Annotated in this window: 14 protein-coding genes; 7 read left to right on the top strand and 7 right to left on the bottom strand. The window is 48.9% G+C overall.

Annotated features, from left to right (window positions below):
- Positions 1 to 215: 215 nt before the first annotated feature.
- Positions 216 to 1,202 (bottom strand): hypothetical protein, encoded by a 987-nt coding sequence (locus BSZ32_RS08970; RefSeq protein WP_129589674.1) that lies wholly within the window; start codon positions 1,200 to 1,202, stop codon positions 216 to 218.
- Between the two features lie 184 nt (positions 1,203 to 1,386).
- Entirely contained in the window at positions 1,387 to 2,793 is a 1,407-nt protein-coding gene (gene leuC / locus BSZ32_RS08965) for a 3-isopropylmalate dehydratase large subunit (protein ID WP_105044812.1), read from the bottom strand.
- A 119-nt stretch (positions 2,794 to 2,912) separates the two neighbouring features.
- Here leuC and BSZ32_RS08960 point away from each other — a divergent pair, with 119 nt between their 5' ends.
- On the top strand, positions 2,913 to 3,254 hold the full coding sequence (locus BSZ32_RS08960) for a hypothetical protein (RefSeq protein ID WP_105043117.1): 342 nt from the start codon (positions 2,913 to 2,915) through the stop codon (positions 3,252 to 3,254).
- A 161-nt stretch (positions 3,255 to 3,415) separates the two neighbouring features.
- Positions 3,416 to 4,207 carry an MlaE family ABC transporter permease gene (locus BSZ32_RS08955; RefSeq protein ID WP_240610597.1) on the top strand — a complete coding sequence of 264 codons (792 nt, stop codon included), beginning with the start codon at positions 3,416 to 3,418 and terminating at the stop codon, positions 4,205 to 4,207.
- Between the two features lie 62 nt (positions 4,208 to 4,269).
- Here the strand turns inward: BSZ32_RS08955 and BSZ32_RS08950 are convergent, their stop codons facing one another.
- Positions 4,270 to 4,887: an HAD family hydrolase gene (locus BSZ32_RS08950; protein WP_105043116.1), complete on the bottom strand. Its 618-nt coding sequence runs from the start codon at positions 4,885 to 4,887 to the stop codon at positions 4,270 to 4,272.
- Between the two features lie 182 nt (positions 4,888 to 5,069).
- A complete protein-coding gene (locus BSZ32_RS08945; RefSeq protein ID WP_240610596.1) occupies positions 5,070 to 6,503 on the bottom strand; it encodes a UTP--glucose-1-phosphate uridylyltransferase in 1,434 nt (477 codons plus the stop codon).
- A 364-nt stretch (positions 6,504 to 6,867) separates the two neighbouring features.
- Here BSZ32_RS08945 and sufT point away from each other — a divergent pair, with 364 nt between their 5' ends.
- A complete protein-coding gene (gene sufT, locus BSZ32_RS08940) occupies positions 6,868 to 7,416 on the top strand; it encodes a putative Fe-S cluster assembly protein SufT (protein ID WP_105043115.1) in 549 nt (182 codons plus the stop codon).
- 49 nt (positions 7,417 to 7,465) lie between these two features.
- Here the strand turns inward: sufT and BSZ32_RS08935 are convergent, their stop codons facing one another.
- The gene (locus BSZ32_RS08935) at positions 7,466 to 8,047 is read right to left on the bottom strand and encodes a LuxR C-terminal-related transcriptional regulator (protein WP_129589673.1); all 582 of its coding nucleotides are present in this window, start codon (positions 8,045 to 8,047) and stop codon (positions 7,466 to 7,468) included.
- A gap of 347 nt (positions 8,048 to 8,394) precedes the next feature.
- Between BSZ32_RS08935 and BSZ32_RS08930 the strand changes: the two genes are divergently transcribed.
- Positions 8,395 to 9,540, top strand: coding sequence for a DEAD/DEAH box helicase (locus BSZ32_RS08930; RefSeq protein ID WP_105043113.1), 1,146 nt, complete (start codon positions 8,395 to 8,397; stop codon positions 9,538 to 9,540).
- Between the two features lie 313 nt (positions 9,541 to 9,853).
- Here the strand turns inward: BSZ32_RS08930 and BSZ32_RS08925 are convergent, their stop codons facing one another.
- Positions 9,854 to 10,666, bottom strand: coding sequence for a M90 family metallopeptidase (locus tag BSZ32_RS08925; RefSeq protein ID WP_105043112.1), 813 nt, complete (start codon positions 10,664 to 10,666; stop codon positions 9,854 to 9,856).
- Positions 10,667 to 10,790: 124 nt separating this feature from the next.
- On the opposite strand from BSZ32_RS08925, the gene BSZ32_RS08920 reads away from it, so the two are divergent.
- The 3 genes from BSZ32_RS08920 to BSZ32_RS08910 all read left to right on the top strand — a co-directional run bounded on the left by BSZ32_RS08920 (position 10,791) and on the right by BSZ32_RS08910 (position 12,770).
- On the top strand, positions 10,791 to 11,537 hold the full coding sequence (locus BSZ32_RS08920; RefSeq protein WP_105043111.1) for an RluA family pseudouridine synthase: 747 nt from the start codon (positions 10,791 to 10,793) through the stop codon (positions 11,535 to 11,537).
- Positions 11,538 to 11,753: 216 nt separating this feature from the next.
- On the top strand, positions 11,754 to 12,212 hold the full coding sequence (locus tag BSZ32_RS08915) for a L,D-transpeptidase family protein (RefSeq protein WP_105044809.1): 459 nt from the start codon (positions 11,754 to 11,756) through the stop codon (positions 12,210 to 12,212).
- Between the two features lie 195 nt (positions 12,213 to 12,407).
- Positions 12,408 to 12,770 (top strand): putative quinol monooxygenase, encoded by a 363-nt coding sequence (locus BSZ32_RS08910; RefSeq protein ID WP_105043110.1) that lies wholly within the window; start codon positions 12,408 to 12,410, stop codon positions 12,768 to 12,770.
- A 672-nt stretch (positions 12,771 to 13,442) separates the two neighbouring features.
- Here BSZ32_RS08910 and BSZ32_RS08905 read toward each other — a convergent pair.
- Positions 13,443 to 18,560 (bottom strand): DNA repair ATPase, encoded by a 5,118-nt coding sequence (locus tag BSZ32_RS08905; RefSeq protein WP_105043109.1) that lies wholly within the window; start codon positions 18,558 to 18,560, stop codon positions 13,443 to 13,445.
- Positions 18,561 to 18,565 lie beyond the last annotated feature (5 nt).

Raw genomic sequence — 18,565 nt, 5'->3', positions numbered from 1 at the left:
AGAGCTATACTGCCTTCCACCCCTCAGGCTGTCAAAGGTCTGAAAGTCGATGTGAGATCACGTGGACGCGATAAGAAGGCACCAAAGTCACCAGACTTTGCTAACCGGACCTTTGACCTTCCGACTTTCGACACGTTCCAACTAGCAAAAAACTCGCCTCTTCCAGTTCTGCTTCCTAGCCAAAAGACTCAACAAACTGAAACCCAACGCCACTCTTAACGACCTCTTTTGCCTCCCCAGCCACGCATCCATTTGCTCTGGCTCTCAAGGCTCTGATGGTATTGTTTTTGCTGAGGTTCAGTCAGAATCCCATCGAAGCGGCTGACTTTAGCATCCAGGCTAGCTTTCTGCATTTCTTCGACCTTTAGCTTTTTTTGATCGGCATCGAGCGATTCATCAGCCTCAATGATCATACGCTTCTCAATTACGGAGGTATCGATATACATCATCATACCTCCACCAAAGTGAGACATCATAGAAGACATCGGCGACTTTTTATCAGCGCCCACCTCGGCCTCGGCATAGAGGATATCGTAGACTGCATCTTTTTGCGTATCATCTAGATTCACAATCCCTTGTATACTCGCCATTGATTTCATTGCCTTGGTCTCGATACCATTCTTACGCTCACTCGATTTAAGGGCCATATAATCCCCCAGTTGCTCATCGCTCAAAATATCTTCCATAGCAGCTCCGAGGTCATCATCCCCCATGACAGCAGCCACCTTCTCCATCCCCTCCAAGCTTCGCATGTTTTCAAAACCTCCAGCCATCAGCTCTTTATATGCCTCTGTCTTTTTTGCATAATGCGCTCTGAGTTGCTCCTCTTGCTGTGGCGTTAGGCCTAGTTTCTCCACAAGGTTTGCGATCTTGGTCTCAAATTTCTCTTTCTGCCTATCGATCATACGGCTGCCCATTTTTTTACGAAAATCAGCACGTCGTTTTCCACGTTCTGCATCCTTGGGAGTTGCTTCCTCAGATTTCTCAGCCGACTCAGACACGGACTTCCGTGGGCTGTTCGCCGCCGAAATGGCTGCTGATGCGCTGGCTCCGCCTAGATTACTTGGTCGAGCCTGTTTTGGGTTTTCACTAGCTTTAGCTTCCACTGTTGGAGGCTGCCCGTCGGAAGAATTACTTAACATCCAACCAGCACCGAAGCTAACAGCTACCGCTGCGCCAACTATTATGTATGTAAAGTTCATAAGGAGTATTTGTTTGTTGTGGATTGTATAGAGATTCACATGAATCAAAGTAATCAATCTTCTAGATAACCGGACACACTATACCCTTTTTGTCTTCCTCAAAGCAAAAAATATTCAGCTATTGTCAAAGCTGAATCTTTTGTAATGTATTGACACTCAGAATTAGATCTGAGGTTTCTGTCAACTAGCAACTAAGCTCGCGCACGTCGCTAACTTTGCCATTGATCGCAGCTGCTACCACCATGGCCGGGCTCATGAGGATCGTGCGGCCAGTTGGTGACCCCTGACGGCCTTTGTAGTTACGGTTTGAGGAACTCGCACAGATTTGGTCGCCGACCAATTTGTCTGAATTCATAGCAAGACACATGGAACAACCAGCTTGGCGCCACTCGAACCCAGCATCGCGGAAAACCTGATCGATCCCTTCTTGCTCACATTGGTGGGCAGTGATCTGAGAACCAGGAACTGCGATCGCTTTCACGCCGTCAGCAACCTTGTGGCCTTTGAGAATTTTTGCGGCTTCGCGGAAGTCGGAAAGTCGGCCATTAGTACATGAGCCGAGAAATGCAACATCAATTGGAATCTCACTTACTGGTGTGCCTGCTGGCAGCTTCATGTACTCGAGAGCTTCTTCAATACTTACCTTTTCCTCAGGAGTCTTAGCCTTGGCTGGATCTGGGATGAGCTCGGAAATACCCACTCCGTGGTCTGGAGAAATCCCCCAAGTCACCGTTGGCTCGATGTCCTCAGCGGCGAAGTCGACTAGATCGTCGTACTCAGCATCTGCATCGGAAGCAAAGCTATCCCAGAGCGCTACAGCAGCATCCCAATCTGTATCTTTCGGAGCGTATGGACGGCCTTTGAGGTAGTCATATGTTGCCTGATCTGGATTCACATATCCACAACGCGCACCACCTTCGATGGACATGTTACAAACAGTCATGCGCTCTTCCATCGTCATGCGATCGAACACATCGCCGCCGTATTCGTAGGCGAAACCAATGCCGCCTTTTGCTCCAAGGTGACGGATGATGTGAAGGATCACATCTTTCGCGTACACCCCTGGCTTGAGATTTCCTGTCACGTTGATGCGGCGCACCTTGAGCGCGTCCATTGCGAGAGTCTGGGTCGCTAGCACGTCACGCACCTGAGTGGTTCCGATACCAAAAGCAATTGCTCCGAATGCCCCGTGAGTCGCAGTGTGTGAGTCACCACAAACAATCGTCGTTCCCGGCTGGGTGATCCCCTGCTCAGGTCCCACCATGTGGACGATACCCTGCATGCCTGTATTGAGTGAAAAATACTTGATGCCGTACTCTTCCACATTCTTCTTCAACTCATTGATCATCGCCTCAGCGAGATTGTCTTCGAATGGCTGAACTTGGTTCGTCGTTGGCACGATGTGGTCAACGGTCGCAAATGTGCGCTGCGGGAATTTCACTGCTAGTCCCAGATCACGGATCATACCGAAGGCCTGCGGTGAGGTAACTTCGTGAATCAAGTGTGAACCGATAAACAACTGCGTGCGCCCATCTTCCAAGATTCCAACGCTGTGCGCGTCCCATGTCTTTTTATAGAGTGTCTTTCCCATAACTGTGTCCGCCATTGCAACGGGCGGGGAACTTGCACTACTTCCCCCACAAAGTCAAAAACCGATCGTGGAAGTTTCCCGCGTATTGCTTCCTCCTGTTTTCTATGAAAGAATGAACTATGTCCTCGTCAGAAAACAGCTCACTTCTCCCCTTCATCTTGATCTCTTCGGTAGTCGTTATCTGCGGTTATCTTTTTATCACAAAAATGCTCACAGATAATGTCAGCAAAGCAAACCCGAAGCCCCAGGTCGAAGAGCTCACAACCGCACTGGGCGCGCTCCGTAGCGCACAAGAAGAAGCAGCGAAGCCCGCCGAAAATGAGATTTCCACACCTCTCACCCCTGCTGCTACAAAAATCCCAGCTAACAACGTCACCGACAACCTCCAGTCACAGCTCAAAAAACAGGAACAACAGCGAAACGAAATGATGCGTTCGCTCAAAGGCGCATCAGATAAATAACATTCTTTAACCCCCTACTATTTTTTCAACTCCAAGGGGAGCGAAACGCCTCCATTGAATCGGAGCTGAAACGGCTCTAAGCTCTTAAATTTCTAGCACCGGCAGGAGTCGAAGACCTCTTTTTCCTTTCTCCTCTCACCTTTTTCCTCTAAAAAAAATCTGTGCTCGCTCTTCGCATCATAGGAACCCCCGTACTCAGCTTTTTCAATTACTTGGGCGAGCTCAGCAAACTAACCCGCGAGGTGGCTATCTCATTGTTTAAAGGGAAGTTTTGCTATCATCAATTTGTAAAGCAAATCGCCGAGATTGGCTATCGCTCGCAGCCCGTCGTTATCGTCACTGGAGCCTTTACCGGTTCAGTCCTAGCTGCGCAGGCCTTGTTCCAGCTATCTCAGATGAATATGGAAACGATGGGCGGCGCTCTCGTTAGTGTCGGAATGCTCCGTGAGCTGGGCCCCACCATCACTGGCCTCATGCTCGCTGGCCGGGTCGGAGCCGCGATGTCTGCGGAGATTGGCACGATGAAAGTAACCGAGCAAATCGATGCGTTACGCTCGATGGATGTCCACCCTGTCGACTACCTAGTGACCCCTCGCTTTTGTGCGATGGCGATCTCCGTCCCCCTCTTGATTGCTGAGTCCGCTTTTTTTGGAATCATCTCTGCATGGGTCGTCGGCACCCAAATCTTCCACGTCTCCTCAGCCTATTGGCTCAATCACATGAGCCAGCACACGGATCTTTCTGATATTAGCATCGCCATCATCAAGGGCTTTGTCTTTGGCATGCTCATCGTCCTCATCTCTTGCCACCAAGGACTCAAGGCTAGCAATGGAGCTGTCGGTGTAGGCCGAGGCACTACCAATGCGATGGTACTTTCCTCACTCGCTATCCTTATCTTCAATTTCTTCCTAACAATGGTTCTCAACATCATCTTTCCTCTCGGTTTCTCATAAATAAAAATGCCCGAAGCTATAACAGCTTCGAGCATTTTCAGAATATATCGAGCAAGCTAAGCTTACTTCACAATGTGCATTGCTGCTGGCACAGTGACAACCTGCATACCAGCAAGCTGAGCCGCCATGATGCCAGGTGCGGCATCCTCTAACACTAGACAATCTTCTGCCGCCACATTTAAACGCTCAGCGCAGTTCAGAAATACATCAGGAGCGGGCTTACCACACGCTACTTCATCAGAAGTCACCACTTCGTCAAACAACTCACAGAGACCAACAGCCTTGAGCGTTGCCTCTACCACCTTACGGCTTCCACCTGAGGCAATACCTAAGGGCATCTTACCTCGGAGTGATTTCGCGAAGCTTACCACATCTTCATTCACTTCGACGAGGTCGAGCTGATTAAGGAATGATTTACGCTTAGAGTAGGACACCGCATCAGGATCTAGATCGAGGTTAAACTCACCATTGATCACTGCCACGATATCTTTGGTGGGACGACCGCCCATTGAGTAAAATACATCTTCAGGGAAGACATCCTTGGGTGCTCCATTGACTGCGAGAGCTTCACACCACGCTTGGAAATGCGCAGACATAGAATCTACTAATGTGCCATCGAGGTCGAAAATTACGGCCTTGTAGCCTGACTTGGGGATATTGAGAGAGTCTAACTGTTCCATTGCTTAGATTTTTGCAGTTATTTTTTAATGAAAGCAAGCGCAGAAAACCTGATAGAGTAACAATTTATTCACAATCTCACATATTCTAACAAAAAAAACACGCGGACAGCTCATAAGAAAAAAGGGCTAGCTCTAGATTGAGCCAGCCCTTTTACATGTATGAAATGGATTAATAATTTTAATTAGAGGACAACATCCTCGTCTCGATAAAGTCCATTAGCAATCCAAGACGTTCCGGGTTTCTCATTGCTAATGCTAACTGTACCGCGGATTTCTACCATATCAGCAAAGCGCACGGGTCCACTAAGGCTCAACTTTGTAGCCCCTTTTAAAGATGGAATACCTAGTCCTTCGAGGCTATCGACCAACTTATATTCATCGCTCAGGCTCACCACTGGCGGCTTACCGTCGCGCTCTTTAACTAGGACTATACGACCATCTTCGGTAGTTTCATAGGCATCAGAACGAAGCGTGAATAAATCTGCAGTCGTCTTAACTGGGGCAAAGCGAGAACGAGGCACACAAATCGCATCAGCCCTCTTGAAGCACTCGATCGCAGCTCCCATCGCTGTCTCTAACTGGTAAACAGACTTAGACTTCTTATTACGAGGATCGACCGTTTTCTTGTTGATAATCACCGGAAGAGGCAAAACTCCTCCTTGAGCATCCAGCTCGGACTTCAGAGCTTCGAGATTTACCCATAGGCTGTTAGTGTTGAAGTACTGGTGCTTCTCAATGTTTTGAAATTCAATTAAATCAGAATCCGCAGTTTGTGCCACCTCTCGTAATAGTAGCTGTTGGTCAGCTTTACGAATTGCTAGATGCCCGCCCTTTTTATCGACCTCAGTTCGGCGCGTGGCTTCCATCAAAAATGGCTTAGTGCTTTCTGCGAAGTAACGAAGAATTCCCGGGTGGAGCACTGCTCCTAAATTATCTGAGTTAGAAACGAAAGCGTACTTCACACCGTCGGCTAAAAGTTTATCTAACCAGCCAGAACCTGCTATTGCAGGATAGAGGTCACCATGGCCAGGCGGACACCATTCTAGGCTTGGGTTCTCGGAAAACTCCACAGGTCCCATCGAGTCCGCGTCAATCTTAGGAATTTGATTTTGGTGAAGCTCTACCTCTTCTTTCGCGGCTAAGCCACGGTCAGCATACTGAGCGAGGTGCTCCAGCGTATCTTCCGAAGTACTAAAGCTGTTCATCAAAAGAAACTTCACCTGAGCTCCAGTGCTGTCGCGGAGGTAGGAGACTTGATCAACGATAACATCGAGGAAAGTGGAACCATCCTTCACTTCAAGGAGGCTTTTAGCCTTTTGCAGCCCCATACTAGTCCCTAGTCCACCATTAAGCTTGATGACTACAGTTTGAGCCAACAATGCAGGATCGAACTCTTCGCCATCATTGGAAAACTCATCGAGTTCAGGAAGTTTTATCACAGGATCAATGCTCTCTTCCGAAATATCGGTAGAATTACCTTCACACAAGATTGCGTAATTACGCTCAAAACTAAGGATAGCAGCCTCACTGACACCAGCCTGCTCCATCTTTTCTCTAAAAGGGGTAAATGAACTCATCTGTAGTCCTTCCATCGCGTATTCGCTCCAGCAAGTCACGCCTGAAATTTCTCAGCCCTCTCAAAACTCCCATGGCCCCTCAACCACACCAATTTGATCAACCTCGAAATACCCAATAAAAATCGGGGATAAGTATCGAAAAACTAAGATTTTAGAGGCCAGATTTATACGCTGGCAGCTTTTTCAGACAGTCGGAGTTTTTAGGGCGTGGGGCAGTCCAGCTCGCCGGACGTTTCCGAGAAACGTCCAGGCCTTTCAATTCGTGAAAATTCGAGCCATTCGTGGTAATAACTGTTTCACCTTACCAGCCATTTCGAAATTTTCGTATTTTTCGCGGTAAAAACTCTCACCAAATATCGGATTTTCACTTGAAACTTCCACCTTCCCACCCAACAGTCAGCCTATGAACCAAGAGATCATTCTCGAACGCGAAGTCGAAGCAGTCCAGATCCCTAGCGGTGACGCCGTTACACTGCCAATAGGCACTCCAGTAGTTGTCACTCAAACACTTGGTGGCAGCTACACTGTAGCGACCCAAGCTGGACTCGCTCGTATTTCAGCAATGGACTCAGATGCCCTCGGTATCGATGAAGCTGAAATCCAAGAGAAAAAGGAATACGCCAACGCCCTCAAGGACGCACCTCTCGAAGACCAAGTCTGGGGACAGCTCAAAGAAGTCTACGATCCAGAAATCCCAGTCGACATCGTCAACCTCGGTCTCGTTTATGATTGTGTGCTTACTGAGAAAGACAACGGCAAGACTGAAGTGAATGTTAAAATGACACTCACCGCTCCAGGTTGCGGCATGGGACCAGTCATCGCGGCTGACGCCCAAGCTCGCGTCATGTCACTCGACGGTATCGAAGACGCGCAAGTCGACCTCGTTTGGGATCCAGTCTGGAACCAAGACATGATCACTGAGGAAGGTAAGATGAAGCTCGGCATGATCTAAGCTCACTTCTCAATCAATTTTCTAAAGGCGACCTGCCCGGTCGCCTTTTTTAGTCCCGATCACCGAGATTACCGTGGAGGAATTTGCTCATCAACTCGACATGGGAATTCACCTCGAAATGACGGTAAATATCTTTGGTGTACCCTGAGACCGTATTCTCTGTGATCGACATTTGATCCGCTATTTGTTTCCGAACCATTCCATCTAACAATAAATTTAAAACAATGCGTTGCCGTGGGTAAAGCTTTGGCACCTTCACTCCTCTATTCTCAGGCCACCCCAGCATATGAAGCCAAGGCACCTCACTTAGAATAATGTGAGCGATCTTTTTATCTCGATTACTAAATGGTGTATCGTTAACTCGACGGTAAAGCCCAATGGAGCTCATAGAATCTTGATCCAATGGCTTTGAGCTTAAAATCAGCGAGCCAATGTCAGCGTCTCTCCAATACTGGCCAGCTTCGATCTGCTCAGCCTTGTTGAGAACATCAATCTCATCACGAAGCATGGTTACGTGCTGCTTCGAGGAATTCACCTTTTCGTAAAATTTCTCCGCAAACTCCCCCGACCCTGGATGCTCCAAGGCTAGTAATAATTTTGAAAACCGATCCGGATCAAGGCCTCCATGCATGAACCCCACATAAGTTTGCACACCTCCAGGCTTTATCTGGCACCCCAATGCCCACACCCAAGCATCCACTTCAATCAAAGTGCACAGCCCATCTATCAAAAAGCGCTTTTTTCCGTGTGATCACCCTCCACAGCAGCCGTCTCACCTAAGAGTCTAACAATAGATTTGACATCGTCTTCACTTATCACAAACGCACACATTGAAGTCAGCTTTACACTAACAGGCTGAAAAACACGAGTAAGAACTCATACCCCTATACCACGCTTCGCATAGGCCTTGCTATTATAGCGGTTTTTCATCACAACTCAGCAACTTCCCCCCCTCAATATTACATTCCAGTAGTTCTCATGTCTTTTTCATCCACAGGTCTTAGCGACATCTTTCTTTCGGCCCTTGAATCCCAAGGCCACGACACCCCAACTCCCATCCAGCAAGCAGCCATCCCAGCTATTCTTGACAGAAAGGATGTCATGGGAATTGCGAAAACTGGCTCAGGAAAGACGGCCAGCTTCGTGCTACCCATTCTGCAGAACCTTCTCAAGCAAAGCAGCGCCAAGCATCGCGAGCCAGCAGCACTCATTCTAGTGCCTACACGCGAGCTCGCCGATCAGGTGCTCGGCGTCATCCGCGATTTTTCTGCGGAACTCCCTCAGCGCATCAGCTCGCTTGCTATCTATGGTGGCAGCTCGATCAATACCCAGATGCAATCGCTAGGCAAGATCGACATCCTCGTTGCCACCCCTGGACGCTTGATCGATCTGATAGATAAAAATGCGATCAAGCTCAGTTCCATCTCCACCCTCGTGCTCGATGAGGCAGATAAAATGCTCAACCTCGGTTTCAAAGAAGAAGTCGACAAGATCTTATCCTTGCTCCCCGCCACACGACAAAATCTACTCTTCTCAGCAACCCTCAGTCCAGATCTCACTGCCATCCAGCAAGTGCTTCTGAGCGACCCCGTCATCGTAAAAATCGAACCTGATCCGGAAGAAGTAGAGGACATCATCAACGAGCTCGGCTATTTCGTCAAAGAGGAACGCAAGGGGCCCTTGCTCCGCTACCTCATTAGACAGAAGAAACGCCAACAGATCCTCGTCTTTGCATCCTCAGCTAAATCTGTCGACTCCATCGTCAACAAGCTCAGGAAAAATAAGATCGACGCTGCCCCTATTCATTCACAATTGAGTCAAGGAGCACGCCGCGAAGTCCTCCGCCAATTCAAAGAAGCCAGCTTCCGAGTCCTCGTAGCCACTGACCTAATAGCGCGTGGTATCGACATCGAGGCTCTCCCCTGCGTCATCAACTACGAGCTCCCACGCTCACCAAAAGACTACATCCACCGCATCGGCAGAACCGGCCGCGCAGGTTCCCCCGGCGATGCCATCACCCTCATCACCATGGACGAACTCCCCCACTTCCGCGTCATCCAGAAAAAGACCGGCAAGACAGTCCCGATGCAGCACAGCGACGGCATCAACCTGCACGGTTGTTAGATTCCCTCTGCTATCGCGACCACGCGTTGTGTCCGGACTTTCGACTTTGGGACGTTTGACACTAGAAAGTGTCGAAGGTCTGAAGGTCGAAAGTCTAGTTACAAAGTCTGGTGACTTTATCATACAGCTAGTCGAGCCGAGACGGCTCACGCTACGTAGAAAAGTGCTTCCAGCCTCTTTGCACCAGCGAGTCCCCACAAATTCTGTAAATTTTGTAAACTCTGTCAAAAAAAACCTGACTCAGTGTCCCACTGGAGCCAAATGCTAGTTGCTGCCAAGCTGGGGCTTGGCGCTCCCGGCATTAGCCCGTGCGTTAAGTCCAGGTCTCTGGGTCGACGCCATAGTAGCTGACTAACTGTGCGTAGAGTTCTGGGTATCTTTTTTTCAGTTGCTCAGGCTTTTCGTAAAATGTCTCAGTCGCCACCGCAAAGAACTCGGCTGGATTTTCTGCACCGTAGTCATCGAGCACAGTCCTTTTGCCCGATTCCACGCGCTTTTGGAAGAGGTCAAAGGCTGGCTTGAAGGCGGCAGCCCAGGCGTGGTAGGCGCCATTCGATTTAAGGATTGGCACGCCATCACCAGCGCCGTCAGCCTGATCTAACTGATGCGAGAATTCGTGAATTGTCACATCGTGTCCGTCGTCGGCATTTCTGCCACCAGCGACCACACTGCCCCATGACAGCACCACAGAGCCAGTGCCCCAGCTTTCGCCAAGACGCACATCCTCAGCACCGTGCTGACCTGGAGCTCGGTAGGCTTCTGGGTAGAGTAAAATGCTTCTGAGCTTGGAATAGTAATGGTGGGGCGAACGCAGCAGCAGGATACAAGCCTGAGCGGCAATCACCCGCTGCATGTGTGGAGTCACCTCCTCCAACCCACCACAGGGCTCAAATATTTTTTCCTCGATGAACACGTGCATCAAGCCTTCGAGATCGTCACGTAAGTTCTCGGGTAGCCGAGTGTAGAGCACAAAATCGTTTCCCAGCTCCTCTCTCTGCTCAGGGTTCAAGCGCATTTTGTGTAAATCAGCCCGGCGCTGCTGCCGTTTCTTCTCCAAGTTTCGAATCACCAGAAAGGCACAGCCTAACACCGCCATAACAAAAAGGACCAAATAAATTTTACCCATGGAAAAGTACTAAAGAACTCTCCAACAAATGCCAAGCCCAGAAGAGTCGAGCTGACACGGTTACTAAAACCTACAACCCAAAAAAATACATGCAAAGAAGTCGGCGGTTGGTGTACTTTACCTTATGCCTATAAGTAGAGAGGGATCTTCAACGTCTTGTGCCAGCTCTCCGACTCACACCATCGTCGATAACTTTGTCGCGCCTACGTGTGACGGTTTTGTGAAGATTCTGTATCAAGATGACGACATCTTGTTGATCAACAAACCCAGTGGTCTACTCAGCTTGTCGGGTAAAAACCCTCTCAACTGGGATTCCGTCCACTACCGATTAGTTCACGGCCAAGAGGGGCTGAGCCCTGCATTCCCACAGGCAAAATTACCGCATCGATTAGATTTGGGAACATCGGGCATTATGGTGGTGGGGCTGCATCCAGATTCGGCGCAACATCTCAATAAACAGTTTCAAGCACGCAAGATTCAAAAGCTTTATGTAGCCTTGCTAGACGGCTGGGTTGCCGACGACCAGGGCCAGGTTACCGCGGCCATAGCGAAAGATAAAAACCTTTTCCCTCGGGTGAAAATTTGCCCCACCACAGGCAAATCGGCCATCAGTGAATACACAGTTTTACAGCGTCTAGATCAACCGCGTCGGAGCTTGGTGCAATTTACTCCTCATACCGGGCGCACACACCAATTACGCATTCACAGCCTGGAAATGGGCCACCCCATTCTTGGCTGTGATCTATATAAAAACGAGCATAGTGAACAGCTGTCAGACCGTTTGCTCTTACACGCTAGTGAGCTGTATTTCGAGCATCCTACTTCCGGCGAACCATTCCATGGAGAGTGTCCCTGTCCAGAATGGCTCTGACTCCGATCAGTTCCACCCGTGTTTTCAGCACATCGATAACTTAGGTTGATAGAAACGGGAATTTGTATTAGGGTGGGATTTGTGTGGGAAATCTCTGTCATCCTGATTAATTTGCATTTGCCTAAATCTTTGGCTCTAACCAGTGCTGTAATCTCTGTGGGACTTGTTTCATGTGTGCCAAGCACTCAGAAGATTCCGGCGAAGGCCACGCGTGTCATGTCCCAATGGTACGACGGCCAAGGACCGGGTGCTATTTCTCTCTCGATCAATCTCGGAGATCAAAACGTCAAGGTGATGCGGGGCAATCGAGAGATTGGCTGGGCCTACGTGGCTACAGGAATCGAGGGCCGTGGGACGCCAGCGGGCACCTATCACATCTCCGAGAAGATAGTGGATAAGTATTCGAATCGCTATGGCTGGATAGAGAACGAGTTTGGCGATATCGTGAATAGCGATGCGTCACCCGGCGACTCTGTGGGTCCGGGTGAGCGTTATATGCCAGCACCGATGCCCTACTGGATGCGCCTGACCGATTGGGGGATTGGGATGCACATCGGATATATCCCGCAGCCTGGAGAGCCCGCTTCACACGGCTGTATCCGAATGCCGAAAGAGTTCGTGCCGACACTTTTCAATATGGTCGATATTGGGACTCGGGTAAAGATCAGTTATTGATGCTAATTTTTTATGGGCTTCACGCCTTTGCTGACGAGAACGTAGAAAAACGGGACGACTATCACGTCGATTTTTAGTTTTACAGTTTCATTATATTAGCTAAATTTCAGGCCTAGCAAGTTAGACTAACGGTAGCTAATTGCTGCGCTAAAACGTTAGGCATTTATTAAAATCATCAAGCCAAAGGAATATTTCATGGCTACAACAGACAAATGCTGCACCCTAGTGCCCTACTTTAAAGTAACAGAAGGTAAATTAGGTGAATTCAAAGAACTTTGTGAAATGTTTGTTGAGGCTACTAATGAAGAATCTAAGTGCTTATTTTATGGGTTCAGCTTTTCTGGGGATTTGGCGCATTGCCGTGAGGGATATCAGGATGCAGAAGGAGTATTATCTCATCTAGAGAATGTTGGTTCCTTATTAGGAGAAGCATTAAATATTTCTGAACTTACCAGACTAGAAGTTCATGGCCCCGAAGAAGAACTTGCGAAACTTCGTAGTCCATTGGCTGAGTTAAATCCGCAGTTCTTTGTATTAGAATACGGATTTCGTCGGTAAGTTATTTAGCCCTAACAAACGAACGTACGGGTAACTGGGGCGGGCTGCTGCCCATCGTAAAACTTAATGGGGGATTTCGTGTCGACGCTCACACTACACGACAATTTTTCATACAGAATTACCAGAATTTCTCAAAATTATCAAAATGGGTATCTGATGCATCAAAGTTCATCATACCAGAGTCAATAACACTTTCTCCCTTGGAGTGCTGGGGCTTGACACAGCTCTGTGGCTGGGGCGGCTTGACGCGCGCGGTGGCAGGACCACCCAGAATATAACCACTCCCCTAACTCTCAGACCACACAATCAGCAACAGGCTTCACCCTATCGGTCGGAACACTGAACACGGAAAGCCGAAAACCTCCTACCCATGTGTCAAGCCACAGCCTCACCAGAGCTGCGTCAAGCCTCAGCACTCCAAGGTTTTGTCACACTGAGCGATCACACTGAGCGATCACATTGATTGTAGAATCCAGTACTTAAATTTTTGTCGTGTAGTGTGAGGGACGAGTATAAATCTGACTACATGGAGATATCGCCCGAGTATTGATTTGAGTGGTGACCGCGTCACCCCGTAAATGTCTAATCCCACCCTGTAACGTGCAAAAATGACTCGATAAAGAATCGCACGTCTAGCTGGTATGGTGCAGTTCATCAGCATGCTGACGTAGATCACTCGCCTTGCCGGACTTCAGGCTGGATATCTATTGGAGATTTCTTGCTCTTTTCGATGCCCGAGATCTTACCATCGTTTTGGCCATCTCCATCGACGTCTTCGACGGGGACGATTTTGATGTCGACCTCGACTGGCACAGCACGGAGGCCGGCGATGATTTTTTCTAGATGGCTAATCGTAGTTTCTCCAAGGCTTTGTGGCTCGGCGTAGTGGGTCGAGGCTTGGACAATGCCGTCCTTGATAGAGTCGAGTCCATCGTTGAACTGAGTGAGCTGAGCTACGATTCTGGCGACCGGATCGTTGTCACCACCAGCAGCTCCTAACAAGAGGTTCTTAGAAAAGCCTTTCTTTATATCATCCCATCTTTCGGTCTCCTCCTCAGTGAGGAGATTCTCCATTTCACGGAACTTTAGGATGTTAGATTCTGCTCCCTTAGTGAGTGTCTGAGATTCGTTCTCGTAGTGATCGACCACTAGCCCCTCGACCTCCTTCTCAGTCATCAGCGGCAATACCTTTTCGGCGATGCGGTTCATGTTTCGGTAGGACCCTTGGAGCTTGAATGCTGGCTCAGTACGATAGGCGTCTTCCTGCGCAGCCGAGCGTATGTACTCGAGATTCACACGGAGAATAGAATCTCGTACCCTATAGAGGTGCTTGGTCACGCGCACCATCTCACCGATCTCCTCTGGTGTGTAGTTGCCCTCGAAGTCGACACCTTCTTGGCTGTCAGTACGGGCAATCTGCATGACGGCGTAGACGTCCTTCTGGCTTCTACTAGAGAGCTTACTCAAGATGGTGTTAGAAGTGAGCGAGTTCTCGATGTAGGAACCTTTGAAGTCTTCGGCATGACCGCCGATGATGTCACCTAGGTTATAGGTGTCGGCACGGTTCGCTAACATGTCAGGGATCTGGAACTTACCACCAGTCTCGGTGTATGGGTTACCCGCCATCACGACAGCGACTTTCTTACCACGAAGGTCGTAGGTTCTAGCAACGCCCTTGTAGACTCCTTCGATCTTACGTTGACCATCACAGAGTGAGATGAATTTTTGCAAAAACTCAGAATGTGTGTGCTGGATGTCATCGAGGTAAATCATGACATTGTCTCCCATCTCCAAAGCCAAGTTGAGCTTCTTCACTTCTTCTGCAGCGGTGGCGTTAGGAGCTTCAGATGGATCGAGCGAGACCACATTGTGGCCCAATGCTGGACCATTGATCTTCATGAAGGTCAGCCCCAGTCTGTTCGCCACGTACTCCATCAGGGTTGTTTTACCATAACCTGGAGGTGAGATAAGCAAGAGCAAGCCCATGCGGTCGGTACGGGTGTCCTTGCCGGCTGTTCCTATTTGCTTGGCCAGATTGTCTCCGACCAATGGAAGGAATACGTTATTGAGAAGTTTGTTGCGAACAAACGAGCTCATCACCTTCGGCTTGAACTCATCGAGACGCATCGTCTGACGCTTTTCCTCCACTAGCTCTTGCTTGAGTTTTTGATACGAAGCAAAGGTGGGGGCGACCTCTCGCTCGAACAATGATAAGCGCTCGGAGAATTGATTGTAATCCAGCTGGTAGGCTCCGTTAGAAATGACCTTGTGGTCACCAATCATTCCAGAAACCTCAGCTGAGACGCGCACGTTTTTCACATCGCGCTGGTCAAAGCCTCCCCGAGTGAGATGAGCTGCAGCCTCTGCTACTACTGATTTAGCAACGACAGTTCCTGCGTCATCCTGCTCCTGACTATTCGACAGGAAGCCAGCTAACCAGTCCTGGTTGATTTGGTAATTAGCCACAGCATCAGCTAGTAAAGTTTCCTCATAGGACTTCTCTGCGTGCTTAACGGTGAGGCTGTGCTTGAATTTCTTCACTAGCTCCGCAGCTTCGGGAGAGACAACAAAGGCCTCACCATTTGAAAGTTCTTCAAACAGGTAAGCAGCTGCGTCTTCAGCTCTAGCCTCAGCAACTAGAGTCACCCCAGACCAAGTATTTAACTGGCCGACGAGTTCGTTGACCAAGGCGTGTTGTTCATCCTGATTGATCCCAAATATTTCTCTGCGCTTGGCGTGAGCCCGGATTTTACCCGCGAGCAATTCCTTGTTCTCACCTTCCCAAGCAATCCAGAAAAGCATCGCTAGTGCTCGATCGCGCGCATCGAAGCGCAGCAGACCAATCCCGGTGTGGATCGGTAAAATAGCAGCTAACAGCCTAGCTGCATCGTTATCATGCACACCTTTGGTATAGCTCTCCGCATAGCGAGGCTGCATGAATTCTTGCACGGTTTGCAGTAACAAGTCGGCGACCCAGCTCTCTGGTTGCTTAGCCAGCTCTCGCCCTCGATCTGAATCGAGAAGTTGCTTCACTAAGTATTCAGCTCGGTAGACTGCTTTGTTTTCAGAAATGACTTCTTGGTTCCAGACATCTTTTGTCGCGAGAAATTCTGGATCGCAAATTTCCTCAAAGAAATCCGTACCACTGAGGTGGAAATTCATCACCCCATCCTGTGGCAACACCGTCAGCTCTAGTTCCTGAGTGTTTACGTTGAATTTATTTTTACCGAACTGGATGACATCTTTACCATCGACGTAGAGTTCATTGCGATCCTTGAGAGCTCGGACTGCATCTTCACGGACTGTCTTAAGACGAGTCTGAATGTCATCGCCTTTAACACTATCTCCGAGATCGATGAGCTCGTCGATGATATCACGAACCTTCTCGATCATCAGATCGCCAGCGAAGTAGCCATTGATCTCGTTGATTTCTTTAAACCCAGAAGCTCTGTTCGAAATTCCGCTGAGGATGCGCTCAGCCGACTTTATCAACCTGTTAGCGCGTTTACTCTTAACTTCTAGCAGCTGTTGCTTGCGTCCATCAAAAGCATTGTAGACTTCTTCACGTTTGGTCGTGAGTTCCTCTACATATTCATCGAACTCGGCGAAACGTCCTTCAAGCTCTTCGATCTGCACCATCACCTTGGTGAGGTAACCGTCGGTCTTTTCAGCGGTATCGCAAAGGTCAAGGTAGTTGACCACTGCCTGGCTAAGAAGATTCATCTGCGCCCCAAACTGGGCAACACCCTCGGAGCGCGAGAGCTCTTTACGCTTATTTTTAAGCTCAGCTTTGACTCCATTGAGCGTGGAATAGATAGCCGAGATACTTTCGATGATAGCAGTGGTCTGAGTGGAATCCTCGATCTTGAGGTTGGACACCACATCGATCAACATCTCTAGCTCTTTGCCCGCATCAGAAATTTCTTCACCTAGGTCATCGGCCTCAGTCACCTTTGTGAGGGATGCTAGAATTTTGCGTTGCTCACCAACACGCGCTCTGTAGGGATCGAGCGCCTCGGGGAGAAGTAGGAAGCTCACCGTCTTTCCTGAGACAATCTCAGTGGCTGCAATAATCCCCTGCTCTAGTTCCTCTACCCGAGCGAGATCCATGTAGCGCATTTCGCGCAGCCCAATGACTTCACCACGGATGGTGCGTAGGCCAGCAAGTTGCTTCACAAAACCGACAATGTCGTCTGGTGGACTGTGCTCGGCATCGCGTAATAGACGCTCGCAGCGCGCAGCGACATCCTTGATTCGTTCCGCCGAATTCTTCCTCAGACGTTGAACTTTCTCAAATTCTTCAATCGCACTATTCGCCGCTTGTTGGATTCCTTCAAGTGGTTCGGCGAGATTCTTGGTCGCCTCATTAGAGATCCAGAAATAACTATCCAGCAAGACTGTCGCTTGCTTCACTAGGTCGATATAGAGACCGGCATAGTTATCTTCTTTATCTAACAGCGTCAGAAGTTCTTTACTCTCCGCCATTGCGGAAACCAGCTCGGCATTACCAATTTTATAGAGATAACTTCCTTTATCCAACTCTTGCGATGCGACGGCATCTGCAGAGAGAATGGGAGTTTGCCAGACTTGGAGGGTGTGGTGCTTCTGCGCCTCGTCCTCGGTCTTAAAATAGATCAGCTCACCATTGTCGAAGACCGAGTAGCCATTACAGACCACTGGAGTTTCTACGGTTTGCTCGATTAAGTTGTAGTTGAGTAAGGCGTAGTCACCGCTGGTACGATTGTAGAACGCAAAGAGTGTGTCCTCACCATTGGCTGAGGAAATCTTGCGCTCGAAACGCATATGCTCAAGTCCATGATCGAATGTCTTGAGTTCGCCACTGAGCAGGTAGTAACCATTGGCAAAGATGATGCCATGGTCTTCTGGCAGCAACACACAGGACTCACCAATCGCATCGATCCTGTCAACCGATTGGTTCTTCTCATTGAAAACGAGGTAACGGTAGTTCTTCTCACGGTAAGGAAGAATTTTAAGAATGATAAGCGGCCCAACAATCGCATAGGAAATCTCCGCGTCATCGAGGGTTTGGTCCTGGTCGACTACCTCCTCCGCATAGATACCTTTGCCATCCGCTGTATTATCTTCGATTTTAACTGTTAGGTCACCTCCCACAGTTTCCACGAAAACTTTATCTTCGATAGAAATATGCGGATGCTCACCACCGCGGTGCATGTCGCGATTTACCCGCACCCAGCTAAAGCCATGTTGATCAGGGAAAACGTATTCGTAATCAAAACGGTTGCCCATATACTTCAGCGAGCCGTCACCATTGATGACAAACTTGAAGGTCTTTACGTCTGTGATGTCCTTGCCGACGCGTAATGCGATATACACATTCGGTCCGATGTGCATGAACTTCGCAAAGATCGTTTGCTTGTAGTACTTGTAAAGGTAGGCGAAATCAGTCGCAAACTCGCTATCGTCGATTACCTCATCGATAGATAGTTTAGTAAAACTATGATCAGATGGGTCGTATTGATAGACAGCAAAGACATCTGCGAGATCTGTAGTCTGCTTCAGTCCAAATTGGATATTGTATCCGAATAGGAAGCGATTTTTACCGATCGCTATGAGATCTCGCGGCACGCAGTTGTGCTCAGTGGTGACACGCTCGGTCGACACAAGGGACGACTCGACGGCACCAAAGATTTCCTTCCGCTCCACGTTCAACGCATCCAAGCGTGAACGAAGTTCGACCGACTGCTTCTCCAAGCGAGCCCGAATCACTTCGTAAGCTCCACCTTCTAACTGTTTATTATCTTCTGACATCTTTT

Origin of the sequence: Rubritalea profundi (assembly GCF_002954445.1) — a bacterium.
GTDB classification, from domain to species: Bacteria; Verrucomicrobiota; Verrucomicrobiia; order Verrucomicrobiales; family Akkermansiaceae; genus Rubritalea; species Rubritalea profundi.
The sequence above is the reverse complement of the archived record's forward strand: the minus strand, read 5'-3'. Positions and strand labels throughout refer to the sequence as shown.

Coding starts and splice junctions, on each gene's coding strand:
- BSZ32_RS08930 (WP_105043113.1), top strand. CDS start 8,395: ATGTCTTTTTCATCCACAGGTCTTAGCGACATCTTTCTTTCGGCCCTT.
- BSZ32_RS08905 (WP_105043109.1), bottom strand. CDS start 18,560: ATGTCAGAAGATAATAAACAGTTAGAAGGTGGAGCTTACGAAGTGATT.
- sufT (WP_105043115.1), top strand. CDS start 6,868: ATGAACCAAGAGATCATTCTCGAACGCGAAGTCGAAGCAGTCCAGATC.
- BSZ32_RS08935 (WP_129589673.1), bottom strand. CDS start 8,047: ATGCATGGAGGCCTTGATCCGGATCGGTTTTCAAAATTATTACTAGCC.
- BSZ32_RS08960 (WP_105043117.1), top strand. CDS start 2,913: ATGTCCTCGTCAGAAAACAGCTCACTTCTCCCCTTCATCTTGATCTCT.
- BSZ32_RS08950 (WP_105043116.1), bottom strand. CDS start 4,887: ATGGAACAGTTAGACTCTCTCAATATCCCCAAGTCAGGCTACAAGGCC.
- leuC (WP_105044812.1), bottom strand. CDS start 2,793: ATGGGAAAGACACTCTATAAAAAGACATGGGACGCGCACAGCGTTGGA.
- BSZ32_RS08915 (WP_105044809.1), top strand. CDS start 11,754: ATGTCCCAATGGTACGACGGCCAAGGACCGGGTGCTATTTCTCTCTCG.
- BSZ32_RS08970 (WP_129589674.1), bottom strand. CDS start 1,202: ATGAACTTTACATACATAATAGTTGGCGCAGCGGTAGCTGTTAGCTTC.
- BSZ32_RS08910 (WP_105043110.1), top strand. CDS start 12,408: ATGGCTACAACAGACAAATGCTGCACCCTAGTGCCCTACTTTAAAGTA.
- BSZ32_RS08920 (WP_105043111.1), top strand. CDS start 10,791: ATGCCTATAAGTAGAGAGGGATCTTCAACGTCTTGTGCCAGCTCTCCG.
- BSZ32_RS08925 (WP_105043112.1), bottom strand. CDS start 10,666: ATGGGTAAAATTTATTTGGTCCTTTTTGTTATGGCGGTGTTAGGCTGT.